Source organism: Corynebacterium sp. TUM25015, from assembly GCF_056393505.1.
The window spans coordinates 320424-340170 of the sequence record NZ_CM150783.1 but is presented as its reverse complement, the minus strand read 5'-3'; the positions used below and the strand labels follow the sequence as shown (position 1 = coordinate 340170).

Annotated in this window: 14 protein-coding genes; 11 read left to right on the top strand and 3 right to left on the bottom strand. The window is 59.8% G+C overall.

Annotation, left to right across the window (positions count from 1 at the left end; genetic code table 11):
* The first annotated feature begins 81 nt into the window (after positions 1-81).
* From AC06DS_RS01575 to AC06DS_RS01545, 7 genes are all read left to right on the top strand, one after another.
* The gene (locus tag AC06DS_RS01575; RefSeq protein ID WP_034984980.1) at positions 82-1089 is read left to right on the top strand and encodes an ABC transporter substrate-binding protein; all 1008 of its coding nucleotides are present in this window, start codon (positions 82-84) and stop codon (positions 1087-1089) included.
* 128 nt (positions 1090-1217) lie between these two features.
* Positions 1218-8591: a condensation domain-containing protein gene (locus AC06DS_RS01570; protein ID WP_477100818.1), complete on the top strand. Its 7374-nt coding sequence runs from the start codon at positions 1218-1220 to the stop codon at positions 8589-8591.
* A 57-nt stretch (positions 8592-8648) separates the two neighbouring features.
* Positions 8649-10706: a siderophore-interacting protein gene (locus tag AC06DS_RS01565; RefSeq protein ID WP_477100817.1), complete on the top strand. Its 2058-nt coding sequence runs from the start codon at positions 8649-8651 to the stop codon at positions 10704-10706.
* A gap of 317 nt (positions 10707-11023) precedes the next feature.
* Positions 11024-11980: an iron-siderophore ABC transporter substrate-binding protein gene (locus AC06DS_RS01560; protein ID WP_477100816.1), complete on the top strand. Its 957-nt coding sequence runs from the start codon at positions 11024-11026 to the stop codon at positions 11978-11980.
* 51 nt (positions 11981-12031) lie between these two features.
* The gene (locus AC06DS_RS01555) at positions 12032-13048 is read left to right on the top strand and encodes a FecCD family ABC transporter permease (RefSeq protein ID WP_477100815.1); all 1017 of its coding nucleotides are present in this window, start codon (positions 12032-12034) and stop codon (positions 13046-13048) included.
* Positions 13045-14097, top strand: a complete 1053-nt coding sequence (locus AC06DS_RS01550) for a FecCD family ABC transporter permease (RefSeq protein ID WP_477100814.1) — start codon at positions 13045-13047, stop codon at positions 14095-14097. Before AC06DS_RS01555 ends, AC06DS_RS01550 begins: the two co-directional genes overlap by 4 nt.
* Positions 14094-14888, top strand: coding sequence for an ABC transporter ATP-binding protein (locus tag AC06DS_RS01545; protein ID WP_477100813.1), 795 nt, complete (start codon positions 14094-14096; stop codon positions 14886-14888). The genes AC06DS_RS01550 and AC06DS_RS01545 overlap by 4 nt, the downstream gene beginning before the upstream one ends.
* Here the strand turns inward: AC06DS_RS01545 and AC06DS_RS01540 are convergent.
* Both AC06DS_RS01540 and AC06DS_RS01535 read right to left on the bottom strand, forming a co-directional pair.
* Entirely contained in the window at positions 14885-15808 is a 924-nt protein-coding gene (locus AC06DS_RS01540) for a siderophore-interacting protein (protein WP_477100812.1), read from the bottom strand. The genes AC06DS_RS01545 and AC06DS_RS01540 overlap by 4 nt on opposite strands.
* A gap of 196 nt (positions 15809-16004) precedes the next feature.
* Entirely contained in the window at positions 16005-16352 is a 348-nt protein-coding gene (locus AC06DS_RS01535) for a hypothetical protein (RefSeq protein ID WP_477100811.1), read from the bottom strand.
* A 656-nt stretch (positions 16353-17008) separates the two neighbouring features.
* Here AC06DS_RS01535 and rplN point away from each other — a divergent pair.
* The 3 genes from rplN to rplE are packed head-to-tail and all read left to right on the top strand — an operon-like array spanning position 17009 to position 18249.
* Positions 17009-17380, top strand: a complete 372-nt coding sequence (rplN, locus tag AC06DS_RS01530; RefSeq protein WP_293791601.1) for a 50S ribosomal protein L14 — start codon at positions 17009-17011, stop codon at positions 17378-17380.
* Positions 17381-17695 carry a 50S ribosomal protein L24 gene (gene rplX / locus AC06DS_RS01525; RefSeq protein WP_005291939.1) on the top strand — a complete coding sequence of 105 codons (315 nt, stop codon included), beginning with the start codon at positions 17381-17383 and terminating at the stop codon, positions 17693-17695.
* 2 nt (positions 17696-17697) lie between these two features.
* Positions 17698-18249, top strand: coding sequence for a 50S ribosomal protein L5 (gene rplE, locus AC06DS_RS01520; RefSeq protein ID WP_293791600.1), 552 nt, complete (start codon positions 17698-17700; stop codon positions 18247-18249).
* Positions 18250-18357: 108 nt separating this feature from the next.
* On the opposite strand, the gene AC06DS_RS01515 is transcribed toward rplE, so the two are convergent.
* A complete protein-coding gene (locus AC06DS_RS01515) occupies positions 18358-18762 on the bottom strand; it encodes a hypothetical protein (RefSeq protein ID WP_293791599.1) in 405 nt (134 codons plus the stop codon).
* Between the two features lie 583 nt (positions 18763-19345).
* Here AC06DS_RS01515 and rpsH point away from each other — a divergent pair.
* Positions 19346-19744 carry a 30S ribosomal protein S8 gene (gene rpsH, locus AC06DS_RS01510; RefSeq protein ID WP_293791597.1) on the top strand — a complete coding sequence of 133 codons (399 nt, stop codon included), beginning with the start codon at positions 19346-19348 and terminating at the stop codon, positions 19742-19744.
* Positions 19745-19747: the final 3 nt, after the last annotated feature.

Sequence of the window (19747 nt, the reverse complement as noted above, 5' to 3'; positions counted from 1 at the left end):
AGATTACCCTTGTTAGCCTACCCTTGGTGATGGTAGCCTTACCTAATCTTGTTTGTTTAGTGAAATGGAAACCCATTCAGAATGAAGAACTCAAACGTTGTCCGTGCGCTCAGCATCGCCGTGCTCTCCACTACCCTGGTGTTGGGAGCCTGCAGCTCCGATGCAGATGACAAGGCGGAAAATACTTCCTCAGGCGCAAACTCCGCAGCGAATTCCGGCGATAATGCCTCCGAAGTCAACATCAAGCACGCCTGGGGGGAAGACACATACCCCGTAAACCCCGAGCGCGTCGTTGCCATTGGTCCAGCCATCGACAACCTGCTGGCTATGGGCATCAAGCCCTCCGCCGTGGTGGTGTCTGCTAAGGACATGAATGCCCCGTGGCGCGACGGCAAGTTGGATGGCGTGGAGATTATCAAGCAGACCGATTTCAAGACTCTGCCGAAGGAAGAGATCGCCGCCGCTGCTCCGGATTTCATCGTCGGGGACTACTGGACGATCTCCGAGGATAACTACACACAGCTCTCCGAGATCGCGCCCACTCTGGGTGGTATTGGCACCGAGGGTGAGGGGATCAGCTGGAAGTCGCAGTTGAAGGAGCTCGGCAAGATCTTCAACAAGGAAGATAAAGCTCAAGAAGTCATCGACCAGGATGAGAAAGTCTTCTCCGATGCGAAGTCCGAGCTGCCGAATATCGAGGGTAAGACCGGTGTGGTCTCCCAGTTCGCTCAGGGATCCTTTGGAGCTGTGGCCGACCCGAAGGATCCAGGAGCCTCCTTTATCTACGACCTGGGTATGAAGTTCCCGGAATCTCTGACCGACGGCTCAATCGAGGTACAGCAGGGGCGCGTGACTCTGTCGCCAGAAAACGTCTCCGCCCTGGCTGCGGACTTCATGGTGATCTATAACCGCACCGGTGACATCGCGGAGGTGGAGAAGATCCCGGGCTACTCAGACCTGCCGCAGGTCAAGTCCGGCGCCACCCTGGCGGGTAACGAGGCTGTGGTTGCTGGCCTGAACACGCCGACCGCCCTGTCCCGTGCATGGGTATTGGAGCAGGTCAAGCCTACCTTGAAAGAGATCTCTTAGTCTTTTTTTCTCCAGCACCCCTCGCGAATGTGTCGCCCGGTGTGGCAGCGTGGGGTGTTTTCTTATGCCCTTTCTTGTTCTCTCACTCGCCTCCCCGCTGCCGCCCGCCGACTCACAAGGAACTTGACTTGTCTTCTACGCTGCCGTTAACGAGCGCTCAATACGGTGTCTGGAACGCCCAAAAACTCAACCCCGAATCGCCCTACTACGTGGTTGGTGAGGTACTGCACCTGGGGCCAGGGCACATCGAGCTGGAAACTCTGCAGCACTCCATCGCACAGCTGCAACAGGAAGCTGAGACATTGCGCGTGCGCGTCACGACGGATGGCCTTACCCCGCAACAATCCGTGGTACAGGAAGCCCCCGGGGTCGACCGCGTGATCGACGTGCGGCACGCCGCGGATCCCCAGCGCAGCGCGGAAGCCTGGGTAGATGCGCTACGCGCCGAATGTGCCGAGACGATGCGCACCATGGTGGATCAACCGTTGTGTCGTTATGTCATTATTCTTCTCGACGTCACCGAGACCTGGGTTGTCCAGCTTTATCATCACCTTATTGTCGATGGCTTCTCGGCTTCCCTGCTCACGCGTCGCCTTAGTCAGATTTATACCGCTCGCGTGGCAGGAAAGCAGGCTCGTCCATTCCGGGCAGCTTCGCTGTCCGAACTGGTGGCGCTGGATCAGGAGTACCGCGAATCCGCGGAGCATACCCGGGATAAACAGTATTGGACGTCCGTACTCGCACAGCTTCCGGAAGTTGCTGAGCGCGCCACGATGAATACGGCCACAAAGGCAGAAGGCACAGGGCAAACCACAATCACCACCACCATGCGCCTGGGGCCGGAGATCATGGAGAAGGCCACGAAAGCCGCTACTGATGAGCAGATTACGTGGGTAGAGCTCATGATCGCACTGTACGGGGCGTTTGTTCACCGTCTGTTGGCTCCACGCTCGACCAGCGAACAATTCCTGGCTGTGCCCGTGATGGCACGCTCGCATACGCGAGAGCTCCGCACGCCTGCAATGGCCGTCAATGTGCTGCCACTGCGAGTCAACGTCGACAATCAACAAACGGTGCAGGAGTATCTACACCATGCGGTGGAGTCGCTGCATGGTCTACTGGCCCACCAGCGACTGCGTGGAGAGAGCCTACCGCAGATCACGGGGGACTCCCGGGTGGCTGACGTGCTACACGGAGTGGGAGTGAATGCTAAGGCCTTCACCACCCGGGCGGATTTCGCGGGGGTTCCGGGGCGGTTGCGCAATGTGGCGGGTGGGCCGCCGGAGGATTTGGGATTGGTGCTCACCCCGGCCGAGGATGGCGGACTGGACATGGCTTTTGAGACGGATCCGGCCCGCGTGAGTGCCGAGCATGCGCGGGCTCGGTTGGAGGCACTGCGGGAGTTCACGTGTCAGGCGCTTGAAGACACATCCCGAAAGATCGGGGAGCTGCCACTGCATAGCCAGAGACGGCGCGTGGAAATGTTAAAGCAGCGGCGCGCCCAAGGTGTCGAAGTGGCCGAAAATAGCCGATCGCAGGACGCTCTGAGCACCGCTTTGTCCACGCTGCGAAACCACACACAGGCACATCTGGTGGTTCACACTGCCGATGGCTGGGATACCGAGCCCGGAACTGAGATGTTGGATCGCGAGATACTGGGCGCTGCAGTGCTGAACAGCAAGGATCTCCACGCTGCAGTACATCGCCTGGCTAGTTACTTTCGCTGTGAGGTTCTGGGAAGCGACAGGTGGCGCCAGGCGGAACAAGTCACCGAGCAAGATAGGGCGCGACCAGTGCTCGCTCTCGAGATGGAGCGGGGGCGCGAATTGGCCCTTGCTGTGCTAGCCGCTTTCGCCGCGGGTGTGCCCTTCGTCTATATCGATCCCACCAGTCCTGCCCAGCGCCGTGAGCAAATCCATGCGAACGCTGAACCGGTAGCTAGTGTGGATGCGGCGGCCATCCGCTACGCCCTAGCCTTGGGCAGTACCACCTCGGAGGAGAACGCCGTAGAACGGTCCGCGGAATCGGCAGCCTATCCAGACCCGGAGCAATTGGCCTACCTGATCTATACTTCTGGATCCACCGGCAAGCCCAAGGGCGTGGAGGTTCCCCGCCGTGCCATTAGCTCTCTGTTTGCCCAACACCGCAGCGGATTGTACGACAGGCCGCACGCGGTGGTGGCGCATACGGCGTCTTTCAGTTTCGATGCAGCATTCGACCAGTTGCTGTGGCTGCTGGCGGGCCACGACGTGCACCTCTACCCAGAACAGGCCACTGGGGATGCAGACAAGCTGGTGGAACACTTCGCTACACAGCAGATCAATGTGGTGGATACGACTCCCTCCATGATGAAGGCGTTGTTGGCCGCGCAGTTATTGGAGAAAGTACCGAGCCTGCAGTTAGTGGTTTTGGGTGGCGAAGAGCTGCCCGCTGAGCTGTGGGATCACCTGGCGGCCACCGGCCTGGAGGTCGTCAATGCCTATGGCCCCACCGAAAGCACTGTAGATGCCCTTTTGGCCCGAGTGGAGCCGGGCGTGGCACACCTGGGGCGGCCCGTTGCCGGTATGCGTGCCTACCTGGTGGATAACGCCCTGCAGCTGGTAGGAGACCAAGAAGTAGGCGAACTGGTTCTAGCCGGTCCACAGCTGGCACTCGGCTACCGTGGCCTTCCGGAGGCCACCGATGCGGCGTTCAAGGAGGACGTTCGCATCGACCCGCGTCGGGCTCCGGAGCGCATTTACCGCACCGGGGATCGGGCACGATGGATTCCTGGGCGGGGCTACCAGTTTCTGGGGCGTGCCGATGAGCAAGTCGAGATCAATGGGCAGCGCGTGGAGCTGGCCGAAGTGGAAGCTGTACTAGCCAGCGTGAACGGCGTGCGGCACTGCGCCGTGGCACCACTGAATCGCAGTGGGCAGGCCACTGTGTTGGTTGCTGCGGTGGTAGGGGATTGGCCCATGGACGCTTCAGATCTGACCGCTATCCGGCACCAGTTGCAAGCTGCTTTACCCGCCGCGGCGATCCCCCGGCGCATCCATCCAGTGCGAGCGCTGCCCACCACCACCTCCGGCAAGATCGACCGGGAGGCCATCGCCGGATACGGACTGCAGCCGCCGACCGCTGGTGCGAAGGAGGATACCGCAGCTCCCGAGGCGACCGAACCCGTGGAGGTCTCTAGCGCAGGTAACGCAACTACAAGCGGTAAAAACGACCCGCTTGCGCCGCTCGACCCTGCCCACCTCCTGCTGCATCGCACGGTGTGTGATGTTCTCCATCTACCGCCGCAGCAGACTGATCCTGATCAGGACTTCATCAGTTTGGGAGGGGAGAGTATTGCTGCTCTTCATGTGGCCTCTCGCGCACGTCAGCAGGGGCTGCTGTTGCAGCCGAAGGACCTAATGGGCGGCATTGCGTTAGCGCAGATCCCATTAGACTTCCGTCCTCCGCAGAATCCGCAGGCTCCCCAGGTTTCGCAGGCTGCGCGCCCGACCTTCCTTAGTTCTGGTGAAGACCTGGGCAAGGGGGGTAATTCGAGATCCAATAATGGGGACAATCAATGGCTGGATTGGGGTGTATTGCCGTGGAGTCCGGTGGCACGCACGCAGATTGCAGCTGCGCCCACCGTGCATGCGATGCGTCGCCACGTGATGTACCGGTGGCTAGATATGCCACCCGGGTGCGGCCAAGCCGATGTGCTACGCGCGGTGGAGGTGCTTCAGCGCCGGCATGCGAGCCTGCGGATGTTGCTGGACTGGGACAACGTAGTGCAGCTGATCCCGCGTGTGCCACTGGCTAACGCCGAGGAGATTGTGGTGGAGCTTGCGCCGGACGGCCCAGATCCGGTGGAGCAGCTGGCCGCCGGCATAGCCCCCGATGGTGGAGTGATGTGGCAGGTCGGACTGTGCAGGGAAGGCGCGCTGGTGATGGTGCACCACCTGGCGATCGATGCGCTGTCCTGGCCGAACCTGCAGCGCGAGTGGAATGCTGTATTAATTGACGCCAACGTGAAGCTTCCCGCGCTCACCGGCCTCCTGCGCGCCCACGGGATGCAGCGTGCCGTGGAGCACCAGGCCGTGCAGAACGTGCCACCGGGATCGGCGGAGCTGTCGGTCTTGCCGGAGTTGCCGGAGAAACTGCTATGCCCACGGGGGCAGGCCACGATGATGTGGCGAAATATTGCGATGCCGGACGCTGCGGCGATGAGTTCCGAGCTGGCGCAGCGTTTTCGAACAGACCGACAGGTCGTGGTGGTGTCATTGTTAGCGCAAGCGCTACAGGCCGTAGGTTTGACCGAGCTTCAGCTGGTGGTGGAAGGGCACGGCCGCGATGGCGGCACCGGTGCCACTCGTTCTGGTGACTATGGCAGCACCGGTAGCGCGGTGGATTGCATGGAGCTGATCGGTTGGTTCACTACGGAGGAGCGTTGGGCTTTCTCTGCGAGGGCTGACGGTGCCTCCGTTCATTCATCCGCCAATTCTCCGAGGTTTATGGCAGCGTGGGTTCGCGCTGGGCGCGAGGCCGAGTCGCAGGCTCAGCCGTGGGATCCAGCTTCGTGCCCTCCAAACCGTCGTGTGGTGATTAATGTTCTGGATGCACAGCCGGAGGAGAGCTTCGGCGTGTTGGAATCCGACGACCGGCGGATGACGGAGGCTCTGACGATAAATGTCTTCCTCACCTCGGACGGCGCAGACGTGGAATACGTGGCGGACCTGGCAGCACTCAGGGATGCATCCCCGACCGTGCTGGAGAAACTGCACGAACAGCTACAGCGTGCGGCGCGGGACCTGCTGGTCGCGGATCGGTTGGTACTGCGCCAAGCACTGCCTAGCGACTACCGGGCATTCGATACACAGCCGACGAACCCTCGGCTAGGCCACAGCTCAACCAACCAGCCCACACCGACCCTCAGCGTTGCTCATCTGCGCTCCCTGGAAGCCGCCCACGGTCCCCTGGAAGACATTGTCCCGGCTACTGCCTCCCAGCAGGGGCTGCTGTTCCACGGATTGGCCGGAACCGACCGCTACGTCATTGCCGCCGCCGTGGACCTTACTGGTGTGGCCTCCCCAGAGCTTATCCACCAGTCGATGCGGGCAATTCTGCGCCGCCACGCAGCACTGCGCGCCGTGTTCGATTGCAGCGACCTCCCGCTGATGCTGATTCCGGAGCGGCTCGATCTGCCCTGGACAATCCACGACTGCAGAGACTTCTCACCGGCTGCAGCTCATGCGTTCGTGGAACAGCTGCGGGAGTTGCGCGGCCACCGCGCCGTGGACCTGGAATCCGGCCCGCTAGTCACCGCAGACCTGGTGCTGTTGCCAGAGAGTAACCGACTAGAAACCAACCGCCCTGCCACACTTGTGCTGGGCAGCCATCACATCCTCACCGATGGCTGGTCCACCGCCGTGATGCTGCAGGATTTGCAGCGACTGCTAAGCGGCGAGGATCTGGACCCCGCGCCCTCCTTCGCGGAATTTGCTCGAAGCCTGTGCCAACGCAGCGTCGAACAACTGGAGCGGGAACACCGCGCCTGGCAACAGATTTTCACCGGCACCGATCAGCCCCATGAGGCCAGCCGCACAGGCGAGCACGGAGGTGTGATTGCGGGCTTGCGGCCGGTGGCGTCAAGTAAAAAGAGCACAACAGAAGCCCCAGAGGTGCCGCACGTACTGCACCGCGACACAGATGGGCGGGTGGCAACCGCCGCGGCGAGCCTAGGAACCACACCCAGTGTACTGGTACAAACCGCATGGTTGCTCACGCTGGCTGCGCTGCATGGTGGGCGCCGAGTGACTACGGGGGTGACTCTTTCCGGCCGGTCCGCGGAGCAGCCGCGAATGGCTAGTGCGGTGGGCATGTTCATCACCACACTCCCGTTGCACGTACAACTCGAACCGGGGCACACGCTGCGCCATACCGTGCGACAGGTGGCAGATACCATGGCGCTGATCAGCGAGAACCAGACTACGCCGCTACAGGAGATCGAGACCCTGGTGGGAAGTGCACCGTTGTTCGACACCGCGGTGGTGTACGACCATCACGCACACTTCGGTGCACCGAGCGGTCCACACACAGTGGAGACCTCCGAGTCGTGCCTGCGCATCCAGGGGCTGCGCACCAGCGGTCGCACGCATTACCCGCTGACTGTCGTGTGCCCGCCCGGGGACGTTTTGGAAATTACGCTGGTGCACCGTCCGGATGTGGTGGAACGCATTCTTCCTGACGCCGCCGCGAGGTGGTTCGGCACATTCCTCAATGCACTGTGCGACGCCGCCACCGGTAGGGATCTCCGGTTGGTGGAGTTGCTTCCGGAGCGCGGCGAGTTTGAGGAGCCAGCGGACGGGCAAATAGAAGTAGATGGGCACAGCGAAGTAGAGGAAGCGGATACGTGCAATACCGGTAACCGGGAGCTTTCTGAGGACAACCCCGTATGCGCCCAGGTGCAGGCCGCCATGGAGAGCTTGCTAGGCAACCCGATCGGCCCCGAAGAGAACTTCTTCACCTCCGGTGGTGACTCCCTGCTGGCCATGCGTTTGATGGGTGTGCTGCGCAAGCAGGGCATGCAGTTGAAGATCCAGGACATTGTGGATGCTGGTACTCCGGCAGCCATCGCGGAACGGCTGGGGCAGGGCACTGGTGGAGCTATGAAGGCTAAGCAGCCGCCGAAGCCGCAGCAATCCCAGCGCTTACAGACTGCCGAGCATTCGCAACGCCGCCCGGTGTGGTGCCTCCATCCGATCGGCGGACATGGCTTGGCCTTCGCCCCGCTGGCCAGCCTTCTGGCGGACACTGAGTTCGACACCCGCCTGATCGAACTACCGTCCCCGCTACCCCAGGTGGAAACACTGGCCGAGCTAGCGGAGCTCTACACCGAACAGATCCTGGCCGAGCAACAAGAAGGACCCTTCACGTTGGTGGGCTACTCCTTCGGTGGCGTGGTGGCTGAAAACATCGCTGCCGCGTTGCAGCGCCGGGGCTATGAGGTGCGGTTCTTAGGAATTCTTGACGCCTACCCCAGCGGCAGCAGCCCCAGCTCCGGTACGCATTCCTGGCCGCCGGGCACGCCCGATGGCAGGACAGCCTTTGGTGACTACGACGTTCGGGCAATTGCGCGTGCCGATGGGATGTCACACGAATTGGGCACTGTGGGCGTCGATATAGAAAGCAACATCCGTTTCTGCATGCAGATGCTGCACACAGCAGCACCCACCAGCTACGAAGGCAGGGTCGAGCTAGTGGTGGCAACGCAAAACAACAGTGATGTGGCACACGGGCAGTGGGATCCGGCTGCTGCGTGGAGGCGCCGTCCGGGGGCGTATCCGGTGCGGGTGAGCGAGCTTGAACTTACGCACGCGCAGCTGGTGAAAGCCGATGGCTGGAAGAACGTTTTCCAGCAATGGGCACCGCGGCTGCTGAACAAGAGTTCGGCTGACCGGCCAGCACCCGAGGCGACAGGCATCGACCCTGCGCATGCCGCCCCACCGCATGCCGACCCTGCGCACTGACCCGCTACACACCGACTCACCGCACACCGCCAACCTAGAAACGAGAAAGGAATGACCATGGCGAGGAATAGCCGAGACAGGGAAATCTACCCCATTACGATCCGCGAACTGCAGGTCGATGACATCGAGGACATCACACCAGGGATGCGTCGCATTACTCTGACGGGCGAACAACTACGCGCCCATAGTGCGTTCGGCGTAGACGCACCACCGCTAGTCAGCGATGGTTTCGACGACGATATCCGCATCATCTTCCCAGACCCGGCCACCGGGGAGCGCCCTCACCCCATCACACGGGAGGACGCGACGGTGCTATGGCAAGAGGAGGTCAAAGATCTGTTTCGGACATATACCGTCCGTTCATTCGACGCCTCCCAGGGCCGCCTCGTCGTAGACTTCGCGCGGCATGGCCAAGGCCTGGCCGAGGACTGGTCCGTACGAGCTCGACCGGGAGATCCCCTGTATATCGCAGGGCCGAAGTCTTGCGCAGCGCTGCCCACCCACACTCCGTGGCTACTGATGGTGGGCGACGAGACGGCGCTGCCGGCGATTGCTCGCTGTATAGAGTCTTTGCCCGCCGGGTATAGGGCAGTGGCGATTATTGAGGTAGCCACGCGGGCACATGTCCAGCGACTGGAGTTCGAAGCACAGGTGGACATTCACTGGCAGGTGCGAGACGAGGGCGGGGACTTCGTGGCGAAAGCTACCGAGTTGTACGGAGAACACCCAGAGTGGGCGGCCGAGCCCGCCGCGATGCCCTATGTATGGGCTGCGGGAGAGGCCGGGCGATTGAAGGCGATCCGACGCTGGGTTCGAGCTCTGGGGATTCCGCGGGAAAACGTGGAGATTACGGGGTACTGGCGCGCAATGGCACCGGCACAATCGGAAGCAGGGGCGACGGCTATGCAGGGCGACAGTGAGGGGGCGGAGACAGGGGCTGTGACGAGCCACCGTAATGCGGTGATTGAGCTGCATGAACTCACCGAGATGGGGTCGGCGATTCTGGTGCGCCAAGCCGTAGGGTTGGGGATTTTTGGCCTGATTGATGAGGGCGCGGATCGAGTGGATCAACTGGCCGCAGCAACTGGCCTGCAGCAGGAGCTGGCTCTCCGGATTGCGCGTTACTTGGAGGCAGTGGGGTTAGTGACTTTGTCGGCGGACGCAGCACTGGATAGCTCAGCGGAGGATGTGGCGGACCAACGGGCGGTTCGAATCGGCCTCACTGCGCTGGGCAGCGAGTTAGCAAACCCGGATTCTCCAGTAAGGGATTGGATTGCCGGGCCGGCAGCCGCCAAGACCGCAGCACTTGGCCAGCTAGGGCAGGCACTGCAGAATCCGGCTGATACGGGCGAGCACCGCTGGGACTACATTGTGCAAACCCAGCCACAACTGGCCGTGGAGGAACACGAACAGGCGGCCTCCAGCGCTCAGTGGTCGGCCCCGGCCGCAGCGGAGATTCTGAGCAGCAAGCTACTAGCGCGACAGGATGCTGGCTCGCTTCGGTGCGCGGTGGGAGGTCCGGCCGCGGCGGTGTATGCGGATGAGATTCTACGTAAGATACCGCAGGCCAACGCCGTGGTGTTGGGGTCGTTTTCGGAGGCAGAAGATGACGCAAGGATTTCAGTAGGCGCAACAACTGCAGCGATGACGGAGCCTGGGGCTAGCGCAGAGGAGGTTATGCTGCGCGATATTGCTCCACGCCGCCGGGATCGTGCTCGCTATAGTGCACTGCACGCTCCAACGGTTGGGCGTAGCGGTGAGGATGTGCGCCGGGCGGATTGGGCTGGCACAGTGGCTACTTTGTGTGAGCAGGTAGATGCTGTGGTGCTGGTTGATCCGTGGCGGCGTTGGCCAGCTATAGAGCTGCAACAGCTGGTAGCTGCCGTACTACGTTTTGGGGCGCAGCTGTTCCTGGTGACCCCAGTGTTGCAGGAAAGCGGGGCCGAGGATCATGACTACGAGGAAGATTTATCACGCCTCGTTCTGTATGGATCGCAGCTGCCCACGGCCCGTGTGATTGCGAAGCACCTGGCTGCCGTGGGTGCGGTAGCGCGTTCGCAGCAGGCGGTGGGGTGGAGTGCCCAGCTGTTCGAGGTGGGGAGGGGAGGTAGGTAACTGCCGGTGGTCGGGCGAACCTCAGGACATTTGTCTCGGGCGAAGCGTGTGGAGGAGCGGCGGACGTTTGGTGGTTTGCTAAACCGTTTCTAAAGTGCCCCCTGTCGGCTGGCCCCTAGCGGCTGAGCTGCCTCCATATCGGCGGCCACACATCCCCCAAAATAATTAACTTAGGGCAGCCTTTTGTGTGGTTAGCCTAACCTGTGTAAGATGGGCGCGATTGCTGAATCCACCGTAGCTGAAAGAGGCCATCAGCCCTTTGGGGCTACGGGTACTTTACAGCGCCTCAAAGAGTTCCTTACACGTTAGGCTTCCACATGTTTCGAAACAATTCGCTGACCCGTCGAGCGGCACTGAAGACCGCCGCTGTCTTGGCAGCATCCACTCTTGTTCTGTCTGGTTGCTCCCGAGGCGATGACGCGGCGGCGTCAAAAAATGAGGGCACCGGGGACGAGCGCATCGCCGCAGTTGGCCTGGGAGACAGCGATACCTTGCTTGCCCTTGGCATCCAACCAGTCCTCGTAGCGCCCTGGGGTGCTGAGGGAGATGTTGATGCGTCTGGCGTCGGCCCATGGGCTACCGAAAAGCTCGGCGACAACAAGCCTGAAGTGGTTTACGGTACTGCCAATGGATTCACTGCTGAAATCCTGGAGAAGATCTCCGCCGCTGATCCGGACAAGATCATTGCGGTGAACTCTGCCGTAGACGCGCAGGCGAAGAAGGCGCTTAATGACATCGCCCCAACCACCGTTAAGCCAGACGGTGCCACGGACTGGCAGATCCCATGGCGGGATCAGGTCAACCAGATCGCCGGCGCTGTAGACAAGCAAGAAGAAGGCGACAAGCTTGTTGAAGAAACGCAGAAGGCCTTCGATGATTTCCAACAGCAGCACCCTGAGCTCAAAGGCAAGCGTGCGGCTATCGTCATGCCTTATCAGGGAAAGATCGGCCTGTACACCTCCGGTGACGGTCGTGGGCAGTTTATCGAGAGTCTGGGCTTCGAGATCCCGAAGGAGCTCGAAGGTAACGGGGGCGAGTTCTACCGCGACATCGCACCTGAGAACTACAGCGACCTCAACAACGTCGATTACCTCTTCGTCCTTGATTACCAGGGTGCCGCCGATACCTTGAAGAAGGATCCAACATTCAGCAAGCTGGACGTTGTTCGCGAAGGCAAGGTCCGCTGGATGGACGAAAATGTGGGCAATGCAATGAGCATGCCGAACCCATTGACCATCCCTTGGGCGGTCGAGAAATTCTCTGACGCAATTTAATTGAAAGTGTCCGTCTCAAGAACTCGACATTCTTTGGTGTTTTCCCGGCGTTTGCTTACTTCGGCCGCACTCGTTGGTTTGGCATTGCTGCTGGTTGCCTCCCTGTACTTGGGTTCCAAAGATCTTTCCATTGGCGAGGTGACCAGCATCCTCATGCATGGTCCGCACCCGTCCGCGCAGTCCGGCATTAATGCTGAACAGTCCGGCATCATTTGGGACTTGCGCGTTCCGCGTACCCTCTTGGCTGTGATCACAGGCGCAGCCCTGGCTATGGCGGGTGCCATTGCTCAGAGCTGGACCCGCAACCCCTTGGCAGATCCCGGCATTATCGGCGTGAACGCCGGAGCAAGTTTTGCAGTCGCCGCGGCACTGACCTTGGGCTGGGCAACGACGGTCGGAGAGCGGACACTTGTGGGGCTCGTGGGAGCTGCCGTCGCCGCTCTAATCGTGCTGTTGATTTCCCGCGTATCCCGTAACCCGCTAACTCTGGTACTGGTGGGCGTGGGAGTTACCTTTGCCCTACAAGCGGCCACGAATATGCTGAGCCTCTATTCTTCCGACACCTTGGAAGGGCTCCGCCGCTGGACTGTCGGCTCTACGGCTGGGCGGGGTATGGAAGACGTGGCCTTAGCTGCTTTAGGTCTAGCACTAGGTGCTTTATGTGGTGCGCTTGTAGCACGCCCGCTGGATCTACTTGCGATGGGAGAGGACTCCGCCCGTTCCCTTGGCAGCTCGCCCACGAGAACCCGCTTGTTGGCTGCCGCGGCGGTGATCATCCTCGCCGGCTCGGCGACTGCCACCGTGGGGCTTGTGACATTCGTGGGCTTCGCCGTGCCACACCTACTACGCCCGTTAACCGGCCCGGCACTTACCCGCCTCTTGCTACCAACTGCCATCGTCGGCGGTGCGGCTGTGCTGCTAGCCGATATTGTGGGCCGCTTCGTCCTGCAGCCCAACGAGCTGGAAATGTCTATTGTCCTAGCTATTGTCGGCGCCCCAGTGATGATTCTGGCGGTGCGACGTAAGAAGAGTTCACCGACCTCGAATGACTCGGAGCTGGCGATATGAGCGATATGACGTCTATCCGTAGTATCAAGCGTTCACGAAGCAGACGCGTCCTGGCAGCCACATCGGGGTTCGCCCTCATAGCGGCCCTTTGTTATTGCTTAATCCTGGGGCAAGGTGCGGTGAAGCTCAGTCCGGTGGAAGTCATCGAGGTTCTCACCGGTGGGGGCACACAGCAAGCAATCAACGTGGTGTGGGATCTCCGCCTGCCTGTAGCAATCGCTACCGTTCTGGTCGGCGCCGCGCTGGGGCTGGCCGGCGCGTGGACCCAAACCATGGCTCGCAATCCACTGGCCAGCCCGGACATTCTCGGTGTCTCCGGCGGCGCGGCGGTTTTGGTTGTGGCGGGTACCGTAGTCACCCGCCCTGCATGGAGTGAGGGGGTGCCGACGTTTTGGTGGCGTGCTGCACTCGCTTTGCTTGGCGCACTAGTGATCGTTGGTTTGCTCGTTCTACTCGGTGGTTTCGGGACGTCGCAGCGCGTAGTGGTCATCGGCCTGGCACTGTCGTTCCTCACGCAGTCTTTAGTGCAGTATCTTCTGCTCAGGGCTGACTTAACTCGTGCCACGGATGCCCAAACTTGGCTCGCTGGGTCCACCGGCTTTGTGCGTACGGAAGCTTTGTTGCCTATGGTGTTGGGTCTATTGCCCTTCGTGGTTTTAGGCCTCTGCGTTACGCGCGATGTCCCTCTTCTTTCTCATGATGACGCCACCGCGTCCACACTTGGTGTAGATGTCACGAGGGTGCGCGCTATTTTGCTCATCGCCGCAACGGGCATTGTCGCGGTGGTGGTTTCCTTTGTCGGCCCAATTGGATTCGTGGCACTGTTGGCTCCTCAGCTGGCCAAGCTGGTGGCCGGAACGCCCACGCCCCATCCGCTGTGCTCTACTTTTGCAGGCTCCGCTCTATTGGCCGCGTGCGCCGTCGTGGCGGGCGCACTGCCATTTACGTCCCCTGTGGGTTTGGTTACCGCCATCATTGGTGGACCCGCGCTGGTGTTGCTTGTGTGGTTGGCGGCCCGTCGCGGAACTCTGAAAGGAATGGTTCAATGAACGTTCAAGTTGATCACGTCACCGTGGGCTACAACGACGGCCCAAGCATTGTTAAGGACGTGTCTTTCACTGCAGAGCCCGGGAAGGTCACCACGCTCTTAGGTCCCAATGGTTGTGGTAAGTCAACGCTGCTCAAGACGCTTTCTCGGCTGCTTGCTCCCACCGAAGGACGTGTTCTTGCAGAGGATAAGGACGTGCATAGTTTGGGGGCACGCGAAGCCGCCCAACTAATTGCACTTTTGCCACAACACCCTCTGTGTCCGGCGGGGTTGACTGTTGGAGAACTCGTGGAACGCGGACGGCACCCTTATCGTCGATCGCTCTGGGGTGGGGGAGCGACGGCGTCAGAAGATAAAGAAAAAGTGCGCGAGGCGCTGAAGAAGACGAAGGTTGACCATCTTGTTGCCCGCGACGTGGCGGAGCTTTCTGGCGGCCAGCGGCAGCGGGTCTGGATGGCGATGGTGCTGGCGCAGGATACGCCAATTGTGCTGTTGGATGAACCGACTACGTACCTAGATCCGGCACATGCGATAGAGATTCTAAGTATCGTACGGGAGCTCGCTCAAGAGGGCAAGACGGTGATTACCGTACTTCATGATCTTGGCCTGGCGGGAGCTTTTAGTGACGAGATGATCGTCATGAAGGAGGGGGAAAAGATCGCCGAGGGTTCTCCGAACGAGGCTCTGACGGTGGATGTGTTGCGCGAGGCATATGGTCTGAATGCCGAGGTGTGGGAAGATCCCCGCGGTATGGCTCCGATCATTGTGCCGCGAGGAATTGTGGCTAGCTAGGGGCGCGCCCTGCCGAGGAACCAATAGGGGCACCACTGCACGGATTCGCTATCGAGACCCCACGTATGAATTGCATGATGCCGAACTTCCTTGCAAAGCTGGCCCTCGCCCGCGACCCAGACGTACTTTGACTGCGTTGCAGGGTGCTGAGAATGGTCAAGCCCTCTCAAATGCGCAATGGTGGTTTCGCTAAATTTCTCAGAAGGGGCGAACAGGATGTCGAGGCTGCCCAATTCATCTTCCCAGTTGGGGTTGAGCAATGGTTCTAGGTCATTGGGGCTCTCGGCAATCATGCGGACATGCATGTCTTTCAATTGATCTGGTGCGAATGCGTGGGTGTACTCCAGGATTGCGCGCACTGAGGGTGCTGCGGACGGATCGGCGATCAAGGTTTGGGAGCGTCGCCCGCGATGCCATAGCCCCTGGCAGGTCCAGATTGCCACCTGATCGCCAGTTTGGGCACTCAAAACCCAACGGAGACCAGGGCCAATGTTTTCATAGCTGGGGGTAGTGACGCCATGCGTCACCACGTCAAAAGTCAGTTGTCCAGCCACAGGATTCAGCGAGCGGACGGTGTACCACCGCAGGTGAGGACGTAGCTCATCTGGCATGGCAGCTACGCTGGCGCGAATATTTGCGCCGCCGGCATGAACTGGTAAATGTAGCTTGCCGCTGGCCACTTGCGGCATAAAGAGACCGAAGAATTCATCTGGGCCGGAGAGCTTGAAACCAACCAGTTCCGGGGATTCGATGACAATGCGGCGGAGGTGTTGAGCGGGAGCGCTGACGTTGCACACTGTGGCGCGGATGATGTGGTGCTTAGGTTCGCTGGGTGCCACTACAAGTTCATGGTCGACGAACGCTGAGCGATAAGCGTCGCTTGCGGTTGAGGGATCCAATACGAGCTGCTGCAGTGACATAGTAAAAGTGAGCCTACCCTAACCTCATATAGGGTGGCAAAGGGGAAGGGTGGCGGAGGGGGGCAGGATCGTAGAGATCTTAGGGATAGCAAAAGCACCCCGCGGCGATCGTGTATCGCCGTGGGGTGCTTGAGGTTAACGGCCAACCAAACTAATGGGTGACTGGAACCTGTCCTTTAGCAGAACGAAAATGTTCTTACTTGAACAGGTTCGGAATCTTCTGGAAGTTGTTAGCCAGGGTGACGAGGCCTGCAACCAGAGCGCCGATGGTGGTGATCAGGGTAACGACGGTCGTGAGCTTCTTCAGGCCAGAGGTGTTTTCGTCCCAGCCGAAGAACTTGTCAGCGGAACCAGCTAGCTCGGACTGATCCTTGTCCTCGTCCTTCTCGCCGCCGTTCTCGTCCTTCTTCTCGCCCTTGTCGGTGTTCGCGACAGCGGAGCCGGAGTTGGCAGGGTTGGTGTCCTCAGCTACAGCGGTAGCGGTGCCAGCAACAGCAACGGTAGCGGCGGTGGTCAGAGCTAGCAGAGACTTCTTGAGCTTCATGTGTATAAACCTCACTGAAAAAAGTTGGTGTGTCGGCCTTAAACCGGCCTTGGGTACGCAAAGTAACGTAGCACGACTGTTGCCTGTGTGCACGGTGTCAATCTGCTACCTAGCAGCTGTGGTTGCTGCGGAATTATTGCAGTCTCCGCTGGAGAAGACCTCTTAGATACCCAAGGAGATATTGAAGCCTTGCGATCCCTGTCATCCTCTAGGCACGTTTCAAAAATGGTGAGATAGCTCAGTTTTCACTAATATCCCCATGAGGATGCGATGATTATCCACAGTCCCAAGTGCAGGGGTTGCAAGCTAGTGCAACATGAGCAAAAGCCCTGTTGAGGCACGCATCACACTCACATCGCACTGAGGATGAGGTGGCGTCAAAAGGTGCAGAGCGCTCCCGTCGGGGGGTAGGGTGAGCTACCCCCGGCGGAATAAATGGCGGCCCACGGAGCAAATCTCTGATACGGCGATTTTGTTAGCTGAGCGCGGGTGTGGAACAATATTTCAGTTGCCGAAAGGCGCAGTGTGCTCCAGTGTGTGCTCGCAATGTGCATTCATAAAGAGCCTGGCGCTTTAACCGGCGCAGACCGCGTGCGCGAGGGTCGGTAATCCCACGCACGATACGCAAAAATTCTAGGTCAAATTAGGAGACTCAAGTGATTCAGCAAGAATCGCGTCTGCGAGTTGCCGACAACACCGGTGCCCGGGAAATCCTGGTCATCCGTCCGCTCGGTGGTTCCGTTCGACGCTCCGCTGGTATCGGTGATGTCGTCGTAGCAACCGTTAAGGAAGCTACCCCGGGCGGCACCGTGAAGGCTGGCGACATTGTTAAGGCTGTCATCGTCCGCGCTAAGAAGGAGACCCGTCGTCCGGACGGCTCCTACATCGCATTCGATGAGAACGCTGCTGTCATCATCAAGGCAAACGACAACGATCCCCGCGGCACCCGTATCTTCGGCCCGGTCGCACGTGAGCTTCGCGACAAGAAGTTCATGAAGATCGTTTCCCTGGCTCCGGAGGTGCTCTAAATGAAGATCCGTAAGGGCGACACCGTACTGGTTATCTCCGGCCCGGACAAGGGCGCCAAGGGCAAGGTTATTGAGGCCTACCCGCAGCGCGACAAGGTCCTGGTCGAGGGCGTCAACCGAATCAAGAAGCACGTTGCAAACTCCGCTCCAGAGCGCGGCGCTGAGTCCGGCGGCATCGTTACCCAGGAAGCTCCGATCCACGTTTCTAACGTGATGGTCGTTGACTCCGACGGCAACCCGACCCGTATCGGCTACCGCTTCGACGAAGACGGTAAGAAGATCCGCGTGTCCAAGCGCAACGGGAAGGACATCTAACGATGAGCGAAAACTACACCCCACGTTTGAAGACTCGCTACCGTGAGGAAATCCGCGAGAAGCTGAACGGCGAGTTCAGCTACGAGAACGTTATGCAGATCCCGGGCGTCACCAAGGTTGTCGTCAACATGGGCGTCGGCGATGCAGCTCGCGATTCCAAGCTGATCAACGGTGCAATCGAGGATCTGACCAAGATCACCGGCCAGAAGCCGCAGATCCGTACCGCGAAGAAGGCTATCGCTAACTTCAAGCTGCGTGAAGGCATGCCCATCGGCGCTCGCGTAACCCTGCGCGGCGACCGCATGTGGGAGTTCCTGGATCGTCTGCTGACCGTCGCACTGCCGCGTATTCGTGACTTCCGCGGTCTGAACGACAAGCAGTTTGACGGCCACGGTAACTACACCTTCGGCCTGACCGAGCAGTCCATGTTCTATGAGATCGACGTCGACAAGATCGATCGTCCGCGTGGTATGAACATCACCGTTGTTACCACTGCAACCAACGACGATGAAGGCCGTGCACTGCTGCGCGAGCTGGGCTTCCCGTTCAAGTAAGAGCGAGCTGCTGAGTACAGCAGCATAGCAAGCCAAAACCCCGCTTCCCCCGAGAAATCTCGGGATAGGGAAGCGGGGTTCGTTGTTTATGTCGTGGGTCCAGGTTATTTACTTGGAGCCCGGGAACCCGGTGAAGGTCTTGACGATCTTGCCGATGAAGCCCAGAACGTCCTCGATCTTCTTCAGGGTGGAGGTGGAGTCATCCCAACCCAGCAGCTTGTCAACGGAGCCCTTCAGCTTCTGACCCTGCTCGCTGTCAGCGGAACCCTCAGCAGGCTTGGTCTCGTTGTTGTTCTCGTCGGCTGGCTTGGTCTCGTCCTCGGCAGCGCCTTCTTCAGCAGCGTTCTCGTCTGCGTTCTCCTCAGCAGCCGGCTTGGTGTCGGTCTCGTTGGAGTTTTCGGTAGCTGCGGTGACCGGAGCCTCCGGTGCTTCTTCAGCGACGGCAGCCGGGATACCAGCCATTGCTACGGAGGATGCTGCGGCCAGGGTGATGAGGGACTTCTTGAACTTCAAAGAATTTTCCTTCCATGAGGGGTGTATAGAACTGCGATTGTGCCGAGTCAACTGCGATTGATTGCGGCGCAAATAGTCTCGTACTTTGAGTACGTACAACATGTGTAGTGAATCACCAATCAACTTTTCAAGGCGTTACTCGCATTTGTGATACATCTCACGTAACGCCTTGTTTTCGCAGTTTAAAGCTAAGAGAAGATATGACACATCGCTTATTGGGTGTTCAGGAGTAGCATATTGGCTACTTATTTTGCGCTCCGTGGCGTCAAGGGCTGTGAGACCTTAGGTTCTGAATCTAGGGGCGTCATTTTCTCAACAGCGATTTGGGTAAACATGCAGGTGGTTGCTAGAGTTATCTGGTCTTGCGTTGCCCCATGCCTGAAAGGCTGGCTCGGCAACGTAAGCAGTGTAAACATCAAACCACTTTGTTGTAGGCCCCTCGCCCAATAGAGCGGCCGCGCGGACACGGCGGCGAGCACCCCACGTTATTTAGCATGGGGCGCGCTAGTAGCCAGCAAGCGCGCGGTACACGCAGTCTGGGTGGGCTGGGAACCGCAATGAGAAAGGCTATGGGTCAAAACTTATGACCATGACTGATCCCATCGCGGACATGCTGTCCCGCGTGCGGAACGCATCCAACGCGTTCCATGATTCCGTCTCCATGCCTTCTTCCAAGATCAAGGCGAACATCGCTGAGATCCTCAAGGAGGAGGGCTACATTGCTGACTTCACCGTCACCGACGCCAAGGTTGGCAAGACACTGGACATTGAGCTGAAGTACGGCCCGTCCCGCGAGCGTTCTATCTCCGGGCTGCGTCGTGTTTCTAAGCCGGGTCTTCGTGTGTACGCAAAGTCCAACGAGCTGCCACAGGTCCTCGGCGGCCTGGGTGTGGCCATCATTTCCACGTCCCACGGTCTGCTGACCGACCGTGAGGCACAGAACAAGGGTGTGGGCGGAGAAGTTCTCGCCTACGTCTGGTAACTA

Coding starts and splice junctions, on each gene's coding strand:
- AC06DS_RS01575 (WP_034984980.1), top strand. CDS start 82: ATGAAGAACTCAAACGTTGTCCGTGCGCTCAGCATCGCCGTGCTCTCC.
- AC06DS_RS01565 (WP_477100817.1), top strand. CDS start 8,649: ATGGCGAGGAATAGCCGAGACAGGGAAATCTACCCCATTACGATCCGC.
- AC06DS_RS01560 (WP_477100816.1), top strand. CDS start 11,024: ATGTTTCGAAACAATTCGCTGACCCGTCGAGCGGCACTGAAGACCGCC.
- AC06DS_RS01550 (WP_477100814.1), top strand. CDS start 13,045: ATGAGCGATATGACGTCTATCCGTAGTATCAAGCGTTCACGAAGCAGA.
- AC06DS_RS01545 (WP_477100813.1), top strand. CDS start 14,094: ATGAACGTTCAAGTTGATCACGTCACCGTGGGCTACAACGACGGCCCA.
- AC06DS_RS01540 (WP_477100812.1), bottom strand. CDS start 15,808: ATGTCACTGCAGCAGCTCGTATTGGATCCCTCAACCGCAAGCGACGCT.
- AC06DS_RS01535 (WP_477100811.1), bottom strand. CDS start 16,352: ATGAAGCTCAAGAAGTCTCTGCTAGCTCTGACCACCGCCGCTACCGTT.
- rplX (WP_005291939.1), top strand. CDS start 17,381: ATGAAGATCCGTAAGGGCGACACCGTACTGGTTATCTCCGGCCCGGAC.
- rplE (WP_293791600.1), top strand. CDS start 17,698: ATGAGCGAAAACTACACCCCACGTTTGAAGACTCGCTACCGTGAGGAA.
- rpsH (WP_293791597.1), top strand. CDS start 19,346: ATGACCATGACTGATCCCATCGCGGACATGCTGTCCCGCGTGCGGAAC.